This is a genomic window from Streptomyces sp. NBC_00464 (genome assembly GCF_036013915.1).
GTDB lineage: Bacteria > Actinomycetota > Actinomycetes > Streptomycetales > Streptomycetaceae > Streptomyces.
In genome coordinates, this window is sequence record NZ_CP107899.1 from 3,209,950 (window position 1) to 3,224,887 (window position 14,938).

The 14,938-nt window shown below is 69.7% G+C and carries 12 protein-coding genes; 4 read left to right on the forward strand and 8 right to left on the reverse strand.

Annotated elements, in window-relative coordinates:
- The first annotated feature begins 44 nt into the window (after positions 1-44).
- Positions 45-422 (forward strand): type II toxin-antitoxin system RelE/ParE family toxin, encoded by a 378-nt coding sequence (locus tag OG912_RS14200; protein WP_327709644.1) that lies wholly within the window; start codon positions 45-47, stop codon positions 420-422.
- Positions 419-754 (forward strand): helix-turn-helix domain-containing protein, encoded by a 336-nt coding sequence (locus tag OG912_RS14205; RefSeq protein ID WP_327709645.1) that lies wholly within the window; start codon positions 419-421, stop codon positions 752-754. The genes OG912_RS14200 and OG912_RS14205 overlap by 4 nt, the downstream gene beginning before the upstream one ends.
- A 74-nt stretch (positions 755-828) precedes the next feature.
- Here the strand turns inward: OG912_RS14205 and OG912_RS14210 are convergent, their stop codons facing one another.
- Together OG912_RS14210 and OG912_RS14215 are read right to left on the reverse strand one after the other, a co-directional pair.
- Positions 829-1,380: a YciI family protein gene (locus tag OG912_RS14210; protein ID WP_327709646.1), complete on the reverse strand. Its 552-nt coding sequence runs from the start codon at positions 1,378-1,380 to the stop codon at positions 829-831.
- Positions 1,381-1,431: 51 nt separating this feature from the next.
- Positions 1,432-1,677 carry a hypothetical protein gene (locus OG912_RS14215; RefSeq protein WP_327709647.1) on the reverse strand — a complete coding sequence of 82 codons (246 nt, stop codon included), beginning with the start codon at positions 1,675-1,677 and terminating at the stop codon, positions 1,432-1,434.
- 355 nt (positions 1,678-2,032) lie between these two features.
- Between OG912_RS14215 and OG912_RS14220 the strand changes: the two genes are divergently transcribed.
- Positions 2,033-2,389 (forward strand): hypothetical protein, encoded by a 357-nt coding sequence (locus OG912_RS14220; RefSeq protein ID WP_327709648.1) that lies wholly within the window; start codon positions 2,033-2,035, stop codon positions 2,387-2,389.
- Between the two features lie 148 nt (positions 2,390-2,537).
- Here the strand turns inward: OG912_RS14220 and OG912_RS14225 are convergent, their stop codons facing one another.
- A complete protein-coding gene (locus tag OG912_RS14225; RefSeq protein WP_327709649.1) occupies positions 2,538-4,868 on the reverse strand; it encodes an LPXTG cell wall anchor domain-containing protein in 2,331 nt (776 codons plus the stop codon).
- A gap of 161 nt (positions 4,869-5,029) precedes the next feature.
- Between OG912_RS14225 and OG912_RS14230 the strand changes: the two genes are divergently transcribed.
- A complete protein-coding gene (locus tag OG912_RS14230; RefSeq protein WP_327709650.1) occupies positions 5,030-5,758 on the forward strand; it encodes a DUF6333 family protein in 729 nt (242 codons plus the stop codon).
- Positions 5,759-5,940: 182 nt separating this feature from the next.
- Here the strand turns inward: OG912_RS14230 and OG912_RS14235 are convergent, their stop codons facing one another.
- The 5 genes from OG912_RS14235 to OG912_RS14255 form a co-directional block, all read right to left on the reverse strand.
- Positions 5,941-8,334 carry an excinuclease ABC subunit UvrA gene (locus tag OG912_RS14235; protein WP_327709651.1) on the reverse strand — a complete coding sequence of 798 codons (2,394 nt, stop codon included), beginning with the start codon at positions 8,332-8,334 and terminating at the stop codon, positions 5,941-5,943.
- An 81-nt stretch (positions 8,335-8,415) separates the two neighbouring features.
- Positions 8,416-8,826, reverse strand: a complete 411-nt coding sequence (locus OG912_RS14240; RefSeq protein ID WP_326737802.1) for a VOC family protein — start codon at positions 8,824-8,826, stop codon at positions 8,416-8,418.
- Between the two features lie 10 nt (positions 8,827-8,836).
- Positions 8,837-9,298 carry a helix-turn-helix transcriptional regulator gene (locus OG912_RS14245; RefSeq protein ID WP_327709653.1) on the reverse strand — a complete coding sequence of 154 codons (462 nt, stop codon included), beginning with the start codon at positions 9,296-9,298 and terminating at the stop codon, positions 8,837-8,839.
- A 95-nt stretch (positions 9,299-9,393) separates the two neighbouring features.
- Positions 9,394-12,336 (reverse strand): FG-GAP-like repeat-containing protein, encoded by a 2,943-nt coding sequence (locus tag OG912_RS14250; RefSeq protein WP_327709654.1) that lies wholly within the window; start codon positions 12,334-12,336, stop codon positions 9,394-9,396.
- A complete protein-coding gene (locus OG912_RS14255) occupies positions 12,336-14,906 on the reverse strand; it encodes a S8 family serine peptidase (RefSeq protein WP_327709655.1) in 2,571 nt (856 codons plus the stop codon). Before OG912_RS14255 ends, OG912_RS14250 begins: the two co-directional genes overlap by 1 nt.
- Positions 14,907-14,938 lie beyond the last annotated feature (32 nt).

Sequence of the window (14,938 nt, forward strand, 5' to 3'; positions counted from 1 at the left end):
CGCATCACCGCATTATGTCGTTGGCGACATAATGCGGTGCCCGCATGACCGACTTGCACGTGATCGAGGTCGAACCTGAAGTGCGCACCTGGCTTGAGCTTCTCCCCGGCAAGCAATACCGGAAGGTGGAGGAGTATGCCGAACTACTGGTCGCGCTGGGCACTCGGACGCCCATGCCCTTCGCCCGGCCATTGCGAGACGGCGTGTACGAGCTCCACCCGACACTGGCCGGCGAAGACACCAGGATCACCTATGGGTTCGGCCCGCAGCGCCGCATTGTGCTGCTCACAGTGTTCCGCAAGACCCGGATGCGCGAGACGGCGCAAGTAGCCCGTGCAGTCAGGGCCCGTATGGTGTGCGAGGCCGAGCACGGTCCGGCCCACATGACGCACGGCCGCAGCGAGGAAGGAGACGCGTCATGAACCACACCCGCTGGAAGCTGGCCCGCGAAAGGGAGCTCGCCGACGGCAACGCCGAGTCCCCCGAGGTGCAGGCCGAGCGCGCCGACACCCGTCTGGCCATGGCGTTCGCCAAGGCCGTCTACGACAGGCGCAAGGAACTCGGACTGTCTCAGGCCGAGGTCGCCGACCGCGCCGGACTCACCCAGGCCAAGGTCTCCCGGGTGGAGGGTGCCGACGCCGTACCGACCCTGCTGTTGCTGCGACGACTTGCGCGGGCACTGGACGCATCACTGACCATCGCGCTGGACGACGAACACGAAGAGGTCGCGTTCATCGCCCGCTCCGCGGCCTGATCCAGCCTGACCCAAACGAGAGCCCCCAGCCCGCCGGACGCCCCGGCAGCTCCCGGGGCCCGCCCTCCCCCAGGTCAGGACGAGCGGCCGCCGAACTGCCAGTTGTGGACCTCGATGTCGGCGTAGCGGCCCTGGGTCAGGATGCCGCGGGCCGCGTCCGGGTCCGGGGCCCGGACCAGCGCCGCCGTGCCCAGCCAGGTGGCGCCGTCGTCGGACAGCAGCGGCCCGTAAGCGATCAGCTCGTCCCTGCCCGGCGGCACCTCAAGGTCGACGGCGTGCCCGCCCCCGGCGCCGACGCCGAGCACCAGATAGCGGTTGCCGTCGGTCGGGCCGCCGGGGAAGTCCCACATGGTGCGGCCCAGCGCGTTGCGCCAGCGGCGCAGCAGCACGTCGCGGTAGACACCGGCCTGGTAACCGGGTTCGTCGAAGGCGAACGCGCGGGCGGCGGCCGGATCGGGCACGTCGACGATGTGCACGCTGCCGGTGGGTGTGTCGCCGACGAGGGTCGGCCCCCGGGCGATCATCTCCTTCGCGTACCCGTCCATGTATGTCCAGTGCTCTTCCAGCAGTTCGTCACGCAGCGCCATGGAACCAGGCCGGTCGCGGTGGTAGCAGAGAAACTCCATGCTCGAAGGATCCCTTCGGTACGCGGCCAGGTCGAGCGGGTTTCGCCGATGTCAGCGCGGCAGTTGCCCCTCCCGGTTGATCTCGGTGACCCGCGCCCGCAGTGCGAGCCCCGGCGGGGCCGGGCGGACGGCGTCGGGCGGGCAGTCCCACTCCGCGCCGCCTCCGGGGGGCCGCAGCTGCACATACGGGCCGACCCGCCCCATCACCCGGCCCACCCGGCCGTCCCGCATGTCGAGGGCGAACGCCCCCCGCTCCGGCACGGACGCCTCCGGGCCACAGCCGCCCTCACTTGTCATGTCCGGCCACCCTTCCGTACTGCGCCCCTGTCCCGCTCCTTGAGCTTCATGATCCATTCATTCCACGCTGAGTAACCGAAATGCGTACTCAGCGTGCTTATTCTTCCGTGGTCCCGAAATCGCCACAGGTCACGCACCCCGCACACCGAACCGGAGCTCACCGCGCCGGGCCGGACCGGTGCGTCCGCGCCCGGCCGGACCGGTGCGTCCGCGCCCGGCGCACAGGCGCCGCATATCAACCCACCCCCCCTTACGTATCAACAGTCGAGACGAAACGTCCCATTCCTCAAGACGGTTGATATGTTCCTTCCCTCCTCGCGTGCCAGCCGGGCCACCGAGCGGAAGGTTGTGACAGATGCCGAAGACAGTCATCCACGTGTTCCACGACGACGACGCCTCGATCACCACGGGGACCCGCGTGGCCCAGCGCATCCAGGAGGTCGCCGCCGAGCACGGCACGACCGTCGAGGTCCTGTGCTTCGGCCCGGCCCAGCGCCTCCTCGCCGACGCGGCCCCCTCCGGAGCGAGCGAGGTCTTCAACCGGCAGGTCGACGAGTTGATAGCGGACGGCGTGACCGTGGGCGCCTGCGTCAACGCGGCCCGGGCGGACGGGACCGAGGCCGGGCTCGCCGGGCGCGGGCTGCGCCTGCGGGTGGCCCGGGACGAGTTCCTGCGCTTCACGCTGGAAGGCGCCACCGTCATCACCTTCTGACCCGCACACGGCACAGCACCGTCGACCCGGCGGACACACGGCGGGCCGGGGCCGTGCCCGCGGCGACGAGCGGGACACCACGAACGGCTCCGCCCCCGTGGATCGGGGCGGAGCCGCTCCTCGTGTTCCGGCCGGTGCGTCTACCCGGTCAGGCCTGTCCTGCCCTGCGCCGGCGCATCCACCACATCAGCCCTCCCCCGGCTGCCGCGAGCACGGCGGCGATGCCGATGAAGAGGCCGATGGGGGTGTCGGAGCCCGTGTGGGCCAGGTCGCCCTCGGGGTCCCTGGCCGGCGGGGTGGGCCGGTCGTCGTTGCCGCCCGGCGTACCGGAGGGCGCCGGGGTCGACGGGGTGTCGGTCGGCTTGCCGGTGGGCTTGTCCGTCGGCGTGGGCGTCGGGGTGGGGGTCGGGTCCTCGGCGTCGCCGGGGACGTTGCCGGCGGTGTTCCCGCCGAGCATCACGAAGCCGTCCTTGTCCGCGTCGTCGGTCACCTGCCCGACCGCGAACTGCGCGGTGCGGGGCCTGTACGGGTGCTCGGCGCGGAAGCGCATCGGGTCCATGTTGCGCTTGGGCTGCTTGGAGAAGTCGACGCCGCCCACGATGTAGACCATCACGCCCTCGTCGGTGTCCACGTCGTACTCGAACTCACCGTTGAGGAAGATCTTCCGGTACTCCTGGAACAGCTCGTTCTTGTCCCAGTCCTGGTGGGGTGCGCGCAGCGGCCACTTGGCCACGTCGTTGCTGTTGATGACCTTGTGATAGTCGGTGGGCGACTTGGCGTCCTGCTGGCGGATGTACTCGGCGGCGACGCGTGCGGTGTAGACGCGGCGCAGATCCGCGTACTGCGGAGCCTCGTTGATGATCTCCTCGACCTCGGGGACGATCATCCGGTCGATGACCCGCTGTGCCTCGTCGCGCTCGGCCTTCGTCGGGTTGCAGATCTGCTCGCCGCCCGGATCGGTGGTGAAGTCCTGCGGAGTGGACTTCAGCTTCAGGGGGGCGTCGAGGATGTGGATGCCGCCGTCCTGCTCACGCACCGACGCGGTCTTCGGCTCGATCCAGTTGCGGATCCCGGTGAAGCACGGCCGGCCGTCCACCTTGGGCAGGGACGCCCAGAACCGCTTGCCGAGGTCCGTCTTGGGGTCCATCGCCTTGAAGAAGTCGTGCTTCATCTGGAGATCGGCTTCGAGGAGGACCCGCCCGGCGTCGGTCTTCCCGAACCGGGCGTCCATGACCCGGTCGGGCTCGTCCGGGTTCAGGTTCACCCAGAACTTGTCCGGGGTGAGCGCGAGCCAGGTGAAGAACGCGTCCGAGATGAGCTGGGCCTTCTCCTGGCCGCCCCAGCCGGCCGCGTACTCGTCGTCGACCTGCTTCGCGGAGAACGCGTAGTTCAGGCCCTCGCCCTTGACGGGCTTGCCAATGTAGCGCAGGTCCAGGGTGGAGAAGTCGATCCCACCGGGCCCCTTGGGCATCCGGCCCATGGGGTCGTTCGCCTTGACGCGGTCGAGCTGTTCCTTGAGGGTCTGCGGCGTGGGCGGCGACTGCTTGATCACGGTGTTGCCGCCACCGCGGGAACCGGCGTTCTTCCCCGCGCCGTTGGACAGGAACGGGTCACTGCGCCGGTAGGGGCCGTTCTCGGCCCGCTTCGGCGCCTGCGGCTTGTGGTCGGAGTGGAAGTTGTACGACTTCGCCCGGTCACGGCCCGCCGCGTCCTTGCCGGCCGCGTCCTTCATCTCCTTCATGAACGTGCGGGCCTCGCTCTTCTGCGGCTCGCCGAAGACGAAGGTGTACTTGTATGACTTCCAGCCCTTGTGACGGGCCCACGCCTTGTCGGCCGGCTTCTGGGTCTTGTCCGGCTTGCCGTTGGACTTCATCTCCACGATCTCGCGGGTCTGCTTGTTGTAGGCGTCCAGGACCCGCCTGTACCGAACGATTTTCCCGGTGTTGGGGTCACGCTCGCTGAAGTACACCTCCTTCTGGCAGATCCAGTCGGGGCCGGTCAGGCCCATCTCCTTGACGACCTTCTTCTCGAACGCGTCGCCGCGCGGGTCGTTGCCCTGGTTCGGGATGTACTGCTTGGTCAGGTAGTCGTCGAAGTTCTTCCACGCCTTCTGGGCGTTGAAGCGGGCGTAGATGCGGCGTGGATCGGTGTGCGGGTACTGCTTGTAGTTCTTGCCCGCGGCATCGAGTTCCTTCTGCGTGGGGTTGAGCCCGTCGAACTCCATGCCGGGGTTCACGTAGTCGTACTGGTCCCACAGGTTCTTCGCGCGGGTGTCGTCACGCACGGGAAGGCTCTTCGTGGGAGTGCCCTTGAGGCCGAACAGCTCGTCGCAGCGCTGGCCGGGCTTGAGCGGAGCAGGCGCGGCCTCCGCACTGCCGAGAGAAGGCAGGCCCGTCATAGCCATGACAGAAGCGCAGGCCAGGGCGAGAATGCCGCGGGCCCAGACACGCCGGCGCGGCAGTCGTATGAGGTGGGTCATGTGAATTTCTCCTGGAGGGGCCCAGGATGGGATGGCTGGCCGGGTCAGAGGCCCCCGTGGTCGTTGACACCGGCCGCACCAGCCTAGGCCCCAACTCACAGTGAATGCACAGGGATTCGGACGACGGCGTGTTGTCGTACCGTGCCGTTACGGTGGCAGTCATGACGGAGAACAGCTTCTGGACGTGCCCGCCGCAGGCGCAGGTACGGGGGTCGGGTCAGTACACGGTCACGCTGGTGCTGCCGCCGTTCGCGGATGATGCGACAGAACTGCCGCCCAACGACCCCGAGGCCGCACGGGAGTTCGCCGCGTCCTTCGGGACGGTCGACGCGGTGCTGGAGTACGGCGGCGAGCGGAACATCAGCGACGGCTTCGCCCTGACGACCCGTGACGACCTGGAGTGGATCCAGGTCGGGGTGTGGGGGAACGTGATCGGCATCGCGGATCCCGCCCTGGCCGACGAGGGGAACTCCTGGCCGGTCCTGGAGCAGGTCGGGAACCTCGCGAAACGCTTCCCGGGCGCGAAGATCGTCGGTGCGGCAACGGTCGACTGCGGGGCGGTCCACGAGGAGGCCGCGTGGGTGGTGCCCGGCTTCGAGCCGGTGCACTCCGAGGGCTGGCCGGACGGGGACGGGATGCCGCCGTGGACGCTGGAGGGTGACCCGGGCGCCGTTCTGGAGGCCTGCGGGGTGACGGCGCGGACGGCGAAGGATGCCGATGTCCCGTACGACCCGGAGGACCCGGCGGCCACCTACTGGGGCGGCCTCGGGGAACTGGTCCTCGGCGCCCGACACCCCTGGCGCCGGCCGCAGGTGCGGACATCGGCGTTCCGCGTCCGCCACACCCACGCCGCCACGGATTTGATGGAAGAGGTCTGGATCCCCGGCTGAGGGCCGAGGGCCGGAGTGACAGGGCCGGGCCCGGGACGTGAGCCCCGACCCGGCCTCATCCCGGACAGGCGCACGGGGCCGACCGCGAGCGCCCCGCGCCGATGAGCGGAGGGATCCGTGCCGATGAGCGGAGGGATCCGACAACCGGGCCCCGGGACCCTCCGCTCATCACCGCGGTCGCGTCAGCCCCCGACGTACGCCGCCAGGTGCTCGCCCGTGAGGGTGGAGCGGGCCTCGACGAGGTCCGCCGGCGTGCCCTCGAAGACGACCTTTCCGCCGTCGTGACCGGCACCGGGGCCGAGGTCGATGATCCAGTCGGCGTGCGCCATCACGGCCTGGTGGTGCTCGACGACGATGACGGACTTTCCGGAGTCGACGAGCCGGTCGAGCAGGCCGAGCAGCTGCTCGACATCGGCGAGGTGGAGTCCGGTGGTCGGCTCGTCGAGGACGTAGACCCCGCCCTTGTCGCCCATGTGGGTCGCCAGCTTCAGGCGTTGGCGCTCGCCGCCGGACAGCGTGGTGAGCGGCTGTCCGAGGCTGACGTAGCCGAGGCCGACGTCGGCGAGCCGGTCCAGGATGCGGTGCGCGGCCGGCAGGTGCGCCTCGCCCGCGCCGAAGAACTCCTCGGCCTCGGCCACCGACATCGCGAGGACCTCGCTGATGTCACGGCCGCCGAGCTTGTACTCCAGGACCGCCGGCTGGAACCGCTTGCCCTCGCAGTCCTCGCACGGGGTGGCGACTCCGGCCATCATCGCCAGGTCCATGTAGATGACGCCGGCGCCGTTGCACGTGGGGCAGGCGCCCTCGGAGTTGGCGCTGAACAGCGCCGGCTTCACGCCGTTCTCCTTGGCGAACGCCTTGCGGATCGGGTCGAGCAGTCCCGTGTACGTCGCCGGGTTGCTGCGCCGCGAACCGCGGATCGGGCTCTGGTCGACCGAGACCACGCCCTCCCCCGCCGGGATCGAGCCGTGCACGAGCGAGCTCTTGCCGGAACCGGCCACACCCGTCACGACGACGAGCACCCCGAGCGGGACGTCGACGTCGACCTTGCGCAGGTTGTTCGCCGTCGCGCCGCGGATCTCCATCGCACCGGTGGCCTCGCGCACCGTGTCCTTGACGGCAGCCCGGTCGTCGAAGTGGCGGCCGGTGATCGTGTCGCTCGCCCGCAGCCCCTCGACGGTGCCCTCGAAGCAGACGGTGCCACCGCCCGAACCGGCGCCCGGACCGAGGTCGACGACATGGTCGGCGATCACGATCGTCTCCGGCTTGTGCTCGACGACGAGCACCGTGTTGCCCTTGTCGCGCAGCCGCAGCAGCAGCTTGTTCATCCGCTCGATGTCGTGCGGGTGCAGGCCGATCGTGGGCTCGTCGAAGACGTAGGTGACATCGGTGAGCGAGGAGCCGAGGTGGCGGATCATCTTGACGCGCTGCGCCTCACCGCCCGACAGCGTGCCCGCGGGCCGGTCGAGCGAGAGGTAGCCGAGGCCGATCTCCACGAACGAGTCGAGGGTCTGCTGCAGCGCGTCGAGCAGCGGCGCCACCGACGGCTCCTTGATCCCGCGCACCCATTCGGCGAGGTCCCTGATCTCCATCGCACACGCGTCGGCGATGCTGGTCCGCTTGATCTTCGAGGAGCGGGCGCCCTCGCTCAGCCGCGTGCCGTCGCACTCGGGGCAGGTGGTGAAGGTGACCGCGCGCTCCACGAACGCCCGGATGTGCGGCTGCATCGCCTCCTTGTCCTTGGACAGGAACGACTTCTGGATCTTGGGGATCAGCCCCTCGTACGTGAGGTTGACGCCGTTGACCTTGACCTTGACCGGCTCCCCGTAGAGGAAGTCCCGCAGCTCCTTCTTGGTGTACTTGCGGATCGGCTTGTCCGGGTCGACGAAGCCGGACTGGGCGTAGACCTGCACCGTCCACTGGCTGTCCGACTTCCAGCCGGGGATGGTGAACGCACCCTCGGCGAGCGACTTGGTGTCGTCGTAGAGCTGGCTGAGGTCGATGTCGGAGACCGAGCCCCGGCCCTCGCAGCGCGTACACATGCCGCCGGTGCGCTGGAACGTCGCCTTCTCCGCCTTGGTCCTGTCACCCCGCTCGACGGTGATCGCACCGGTCGCCCGGACCGATGCGGTGTTGAAGGAGTACGCGCTGGGCGGGCCGATGTGCGGCTTGGCGAGCCGGCTGAACAGGATGCGGAGCATCGCGTTGGCGTCGGTGGCGGTGCCGACCGTGGAGCGGGGGTCGGCGCCCATCCGCTGCTGGTCGACGCTGATCGCGGTGGTCAGCCCTTCGAGTACGTCGACCTCGGGCCGCGCCAGCGTGGGCATGAAGCCCTGCACGAAGGCGCTGTACGTCTCGTTGATCAGCCGCTGCGACTCCGCGGCGATCGTGCCGAACACGAGCGAGCTCTTGCCCGATCCGGAGACACCGGTGAACACCGTCAGCCGGCGCTTCGGGAGCTCGACGCTGACGTCCTTGAGGTTGTTCACGCGCGCGCCGTGCACACGGATCAGATCGTGGCTGTCGCCCACGTGCGGCACGGCCGACGCCGTGTCCGCCCTCTTGGCCCTGGTCATCGTCTCTCCATCTGTTGGCGGGACCGCTCTCGCGGTCCCGTCGCCATCGTGCGGGTCACGGCTGTGTGGTCGGGGGCCGGCTCAGCGCCGTTCCTGGATGCGGATCAGGTTGCCTGCGGGGTCGCGGACGGCGAAGTCGCGTACGCCGTATGGCTGCGTGGTCGGCTCCTGGACGATCTCGGAGGTGCCGGCCTGCACCTTCTCGAAGGTGGCGTCGAGGTCGGCCGTGTCCAGGAGGACGCGGGCGAAGGTGCCCTTGGCCATCATCGCGACGACGGTGGCCCGCTCCTCGTCGGTGACCGAGGGATCGGCGTACGGCGGCTCCAGCACGAGGGACGTGCCGGGCTGGTCGGCGGGGCCGACCGTGATCCAGCGCATCGCGCCCTGGCCGACGTCGCCCCGTACCTCGAAGCCGAGCACGTCGCGGTAGAAGGCCAGCGAGGCGTCGGGGTCGTCGTGCGGAAGGAAACTGGAGTGAATGTTGATGTCCATGCCCTTCACGCTAATCCGGCTTCCTGACCGGCGCTTCTCGATTCCTGACCGGTCGTGTCACCTGCTTCTCCAGACACGAAGGCACCCCCGCCCCGGCCTGCTCGGCCCGCTCGGCCTCCTCCGCCTCGCGCCGGTAGACGCTGGGCGGCACCCCGACCAGTTCCGTGAAGCGGGTGCTGAAGGTCCCCAGCGACGAGCAGCCGACCTCGAAGCAGATCTCGGTGACGCTGAGGTCGCCGCGCCGCAGCAGGGCCATCGCCCGCTCGATGCGCCGCGTCATGAGGTAGCCGTACGGGGGCTCCCCGTAGGCGCGCCGGAACTCCCGGCTGAGATGCCCGGCCGACATGTGCACGCCGCGCGCGAGCGCCTCGACGTCCAGCGGCTGCGCGTACTCCCTGTCTATGCGGTCACGGACGCGGCGCAGCCGCGCGAGATCGCTCAGGTGCTGCGCGGGATCGGTTCTGCTGGTCACCTGTGAAAGCGTGCCACGACGGGGCGCGGAATGCCTCGCGTTGCCGCAAGACATCCCGCGCCCCGGTCAGGCTTCGTTGTTGTGAAGGCGAAGGATCAGGCGGGGTCGATCGTCGCCACGATCGTCTGGCGCATCGCGGTGAACGGCGAGGAGTAGCCGCCGCCTTCGAGCGCCGTCGTACGGTCCATGCCGTACTCGTTGAAGTTGAGCGACACGATCTCGTCGACGCTGTCACCGTTCAGGTCGGCTACGAGGATCTCGTCGCCGCCCATCGCCTGGACGTCGGCCACGCTGTACGGGTAGTCATTTCCTGCGGTGAGGATCGAGGGGTCGTACGTGCTGGCGCCGCCGAGCTCGCCCGAGACGATGATGCGCTTGCCGCCGGGACCGTTCGCGAAGGCGGCCGTGTGCGAGTCCGCGATCGTGTACACCCGTGAGTCCTGGCCGTTCGGCCCGAAGGTACGCAGGGAGACCCTGCTCACCATGGTCAGACCGTCGGGACCGGTCAGCCAGCCGGTGAGGCCCCACGGGCCGCCGTCGGTGGATTCGTGGAGCAGCTCACCCGTGCGGCCGTCCCGGATCTGCATCATGGTCTTCAGGGCGCCGGTGGCGTCCTCGACGAACGCGGTGAAGACGACCGCGTGCCCGTCCGCGTAGGGAATGCCGGGCGAGGCGAACGTACCGGCCCGCAGCGGGGCGCCGTAGAGGTCGCCGTCCGTTGCGGACCCCGTCTTCGGGGTGACCTCCCAGTCGAGAGCGCCGGTCCTGGCGTTCAGTGCGACGCCGCCGACCACGCTGGGCTGCATGGAGCCCACGTCGCCGGTGTGCGAGGCGAACTGGGCGTAGAGGTGGCCATCGGCGACCGAGACATCCGCGAAGACGACGTCACCGGCGGACGCCGGGGCGGCGTACTCCCACAGCTTCTTGCCGCTGCCGTTGTAGACGCGCACCTTGTCGGTCGCGACGATGATCTCGGCCTTGCCGTCGCCGTTGACGTCGGCGGCCTGCGCGGAGCGGACGAACTGCCCCTGGCCGTCGATCGTGGTGAGGACCTTGCCCGTACGGGAGTCCAGCACCGCGGTCGCGGAGTCGGCGGCGACGATCGTCTCGTCCCGCTTGTCGCCGTTGACGTCGGCCTTCACGAGCCCGTGCACCTGGCCGGGCACGGTGGCCGTCCACAGCTGCTTCGGCGCCCCCGACACCATCGACGGGCCGTCGTAGGCGAAGACGCCGTTGGACACACCGCCGACGATCAGGTCCTGCTTCTTGTCGCCGGTGATGTCCGTGGACACCGCCGAATAGACCGCGGAACGCAGCGGGAGGAGGTTCTCCTGCTTGCCGCTGCCCAGGTTGTACGTGCGGATGTTCTCGTTCGTGTCGACCGTCCGCAGCCGCCAGCCGCCGTTCTTGCGGAACGGCTGCGCCCACATCTGCGAGGTGACCAGGCCGCGCTTCTCCCAGCGCACCGAGCCGTCCCTGCCGGACAGGACCGCCAGCCGGCCGTAGCGGCTTGCGCTGCGGTTGTCGGCGCTCTCGTAGCCGGCGTCGTCCTTGTACGAGGCGACGACCTTGCCGTCCACCACTTCGAGACCCCAGGCGCCGCCACCGTCATGGCCGTTGGCCTCGTCGCGCTTGACCGTGCGCGACCACAGCTCGCTGCCGTCGTCACCGTTCAGGGCGCGCACGGTGTTGGAGTTGATGAACTGCCCTTCATCCACCGTGGACTCGCTGACCGTGTACTCCGGCCTCGAGCTGCCCTGGAGGTCGCCGATCACCAGGTCGATCGGCAGTGCGTTGATGCGCCGGTCGACGGTGGTGCGGGTGCCGTCGGACAGTGCGTACGAGGCGAGCTCGTAGGCGATGCCCTCGTTCGGGTCCGACTGCTCCAGCGCGACGACGCTCTTGCGGGCCGCGTCGTAGTGCAGCTGCCGCGAGTAGAGGCGGTGGGTGGCCTGCCACTTGACGCTGCCGTCTGCCGTGTCCAGCACCAGGGTGTGGCCGGACGGGTCCGCGGTCGCACTCAGCTTGCGCTGGTCCCAGGAAGCGGCGACCAGTCCGTCGCCCAGCGGCTCCAGGCTCGCCCAGCTCGCGCCGAGGAGGGCGCCCGCGTCGTACGACCAGGTGTCGGCGGGGGTGAGTGCTCCGTCGGCGTACGAGAAGCGGATACCCGTCAGCGTCGTCTTCGAGTCCTGGGGCGCGTTCAGGTTCAGGTACGGCGAGTCCGCGAGCACCAGGGTCTTGCCGACCAGCTTGATGTTGTAGACGCCCGTGTAGAGCTTGGTCCACAGCGTCTTGCCACTCTTGCCGTCCAGGACCGTCACGAAGGTGCCGGTCGGCAGCTTCGAGCCGGGAGCCACGAACGGGCGGTAGGGGTAGGCGCCGACGCTCGCGGTGAAGACCACGTCGTCCACACCGTCACCGGTCAGGTCCCCGGTGGTGTAGCCGTTGTCGGACGCGATGGTGAAGGGGCCGACGGCGTTGGAGCCCATGACGATGCGCGCCGGGTAGGGCTCGGTCTGCCACGGACGGGCGTTCGTGATCTTCCAGTCGGCGTACAGCGAGGCGTTGTCGCGCCGCCACACCTCCTTGCCGTCGGCGGACCGCCGCTGGACGGTGCCGAGCGCGGCGAGGGCGAAGTAGTCGCCGTTCGCGCCCGCCACCGGGGCGGTCGCGATCATCCCGTAGTCGCCCTCCACGGACGACTTCTTGGTGACCTTCCAGGCGCCCGCCGCGTCGGCGGTGACGCCGTCGAGCGACGAGCCGCTGCCGCTGCCGCCCGTCGTGTCCGTGGACGGTGCCGTGGCCGCGTCCTCACGGGTGCCGATGTGCTGCGGGTCGTAACCCTGCGCCTCGGCATCGCCGTACGGGTCGAGCTGGGCGCGCGCGGAGAGGTCGGCGGCCTGGCTGTCCGTGAGCGTCAGCAGACCGTTGCTGTCGTCGCCGTCCGCGGCGAGCGCGGCCGGGGCGGCACTCAGCACCAGTCCGGCGGCCACCAGCATGGAGGCGAGGCGTACGCCTCTTCGGTTGATGTTCCTCATCACGCGGCCTTCGGGGAGAAGCGGATCGCGGAGGCGTCCTTGAGGACGGTCTCGTTGAAGGAGTACTGGAGGGCGTCCGTGCCGGCCTGGTTCTCGACGCCGATGGTGGCCGAGGAGCCCCGCTGCGACGCCTTGGTGCCGATCCCCTTGTACTGGAGGGTGATCGCACCGGTCGCCTCGTCGAAGACGGCCTCGAAGCTGAGGCGCACCGAGGTGTCGGAGACGAGCGCGGCGTTGTTCCAGACGATGGCGAAGGTGCGGTGACCGGCGGTGCCCGTGGTGGCGGTCTGGACGCTGGACTTCTTGTCGAGCGTCAGGTCGTCCCAGAAGGCGGCGACAGCGCCGTTGGGCTGGGCGGCGGCGGGCAGCGCGGTGTTCGCGTAGTCGCCGAGGCGCGGCGACAGGAAGTTCACCAGGCCGTTGGTGGTGATGTTGGCGCTGGTGTAGGAGACGCCGTAGTAGTTCACGGGGAACGGCAGGGCGACGCCCTTGGCGTTCTCGTCACCGCTCAGGGCGACCTTCGTCGTCCCGGTGACCCAGTTGTACGCGGCGGGCGCGCAGGAGTACGTACCGGCGGCGTCGGTGCGCGGCGGCAGCGAGGCCGACACGGTCTCGTTCCCGTCGACGGTGAACGCGCCGGTCCAGTCGCCGTTGCACAGCACCGGGGCGGCGGGCTTCACCGCGAGGTGGAAGGCGCCCTCCGCGACGGACGGGAAGGTGTACGTGCCGTCGGCGCCGCTGGTGACCGCGTCGAGCGGGGCGTCGACGATCCTCACCGTGGCGCCCTTGAGCGGCTTGCCGGTGACGTCCAGGACCGTGCCGGAGACGGCGTGGTGGGCGACCGCGTCGAGCGCGGCGTCCAGCGGCCGGGTCTCGCCGACGGCGACCGTCACCGTGTCGGTGCGGGACGCGAAGCCGTAGCCGGTCGTGGTGACCGTGTACGTACCGGCGGGCAGGTGCAGCTGGTAGCTGCCGTCGGCGACGGTGGTGACCGCACGCGAGATGTCGCCGCTCTGCGCGGTCACGGTGGCGGCCGCGGCCTTGCCGGTGGCCCGGTCGGTCACGGTGCCGGTGATGGTGCCCGCGGTGTGCGGGGCGGCGTCGACGGAGGCCTGGATGTCCAGCTTTCCGCTGCCCCAGACGTTGTTCATCGCCGCGGTGCCGCCGCAGTGGGTGTCGTCGACGTCCGCGGAACCCTGGTCGAGCAGGGCGCGGGTCTCGTCGATCTTGCCGATGAGCGAGGGGGCCGCGGACCACAGCAGGGCGACGGCGCCGGCGACGTGCGGGGTCGCCATCGACGTACCGGAGATGGAGTTGTACGAGTTGCCCGGCCAGGTGGAGCGGACGTTGACGCCCGGGGCGGAGATGTTCGGCTTCATCGAACCGTCGAAGACGGAGGGGCCGAAGCCGGAGAAGTCGGCGATCTTGCCGTCGACGTCATAGGCGCCCACGCCGTAGGAGTCGGCCTGCGAACCGGGCGCGTGGCCGGTCGAGCAGGTCGCGCCGTCACCGTCGTTGCCCGAGGCGAACGCCTCGAAGATCCCGGCCGCGTTCCACGCCTTCACGATGTCCTGGTAGAAGTTCGTGTCACCGCCGCCCCAGGAGTTGTTGACGATGTCGGGCGCCATCTCGGGCTTCGGGTTCTGCCCGTTGTGGTCGGTCGGGGCGAGAATCCACTGACCGGCGGCCAGGAGGAAGGAGTCCGAGCACTCCCTGGCCTCGCAGCCCTTGGCCGCGATCCACTTGGCGCCGGGGGCGACGCCCACACCGCCCTGGCCGACCATGGTGCCCATGGTGTGGGTGCCGTGGCCGTTGTTGTCGCAGGGGGCCTCGGTGGTGCACTGGCCGGTCGCGTCGTACCAGTTGTAGTCGTGGCTGAAGGTGCCGTTGCCCAGGTTGCCCCGGTAGTTGCCCACCAGATCCGGGTGGTCGTACTGCACACCCGAGTCGACGTTGGCGATGACGATCCCGTCACCGCGGTCGTTGTACTGGTCCCAGACCTGATCGGCCTTGATGTCCTTGACGCCCCACTCGGGGGTGACTTCGGTGGCACCGGAGTCCGCGTCGGTCTTCGTGCCGGGCGTCGTGGAGGACTCGATCTCGTCGAGCGCGTAGTGCTGCTCCTTGACGATGCTCGCCACATCGGACCGCTGGGCGAGCTCGTCGACGAGCTTCTGGTCGCCGGTCACCTTGACCGCGTTGTTGATCCAGAACGACTCGTGCCCGACCTTCTTCTTGTCGAGGAAGGCCGCCAGCGACTTCTGCGAGGTGCCGGCCTCGGCCCGCAGCGCGGAGAAGGCCGACTTCGCCTTGTCCTTGTGCGCGCGCTTGCCCCGGGCGGCGGACAGGTCGGCCCGCTGCTTCATGACGACGAAGAAGGTCGACTCCTTCCCCTTGCCGACGGCGACACGGAGGGCGGAGTCGACCTTGGCGGACGGGGCGGGGGTGGCGGTGGATCCGGAACCGGTGGCAGCGGTCGCGGACGGCGCCGCGCCGAGCACGGCCAGGGCCGTGAACGCGGTCGCCGCCCATGCGACGCCGCGGCGCCGGGGGCTTCTGGGTGGGTACATGAGGGAGAACTCCTGCCGAGAGGGGGGTGCAG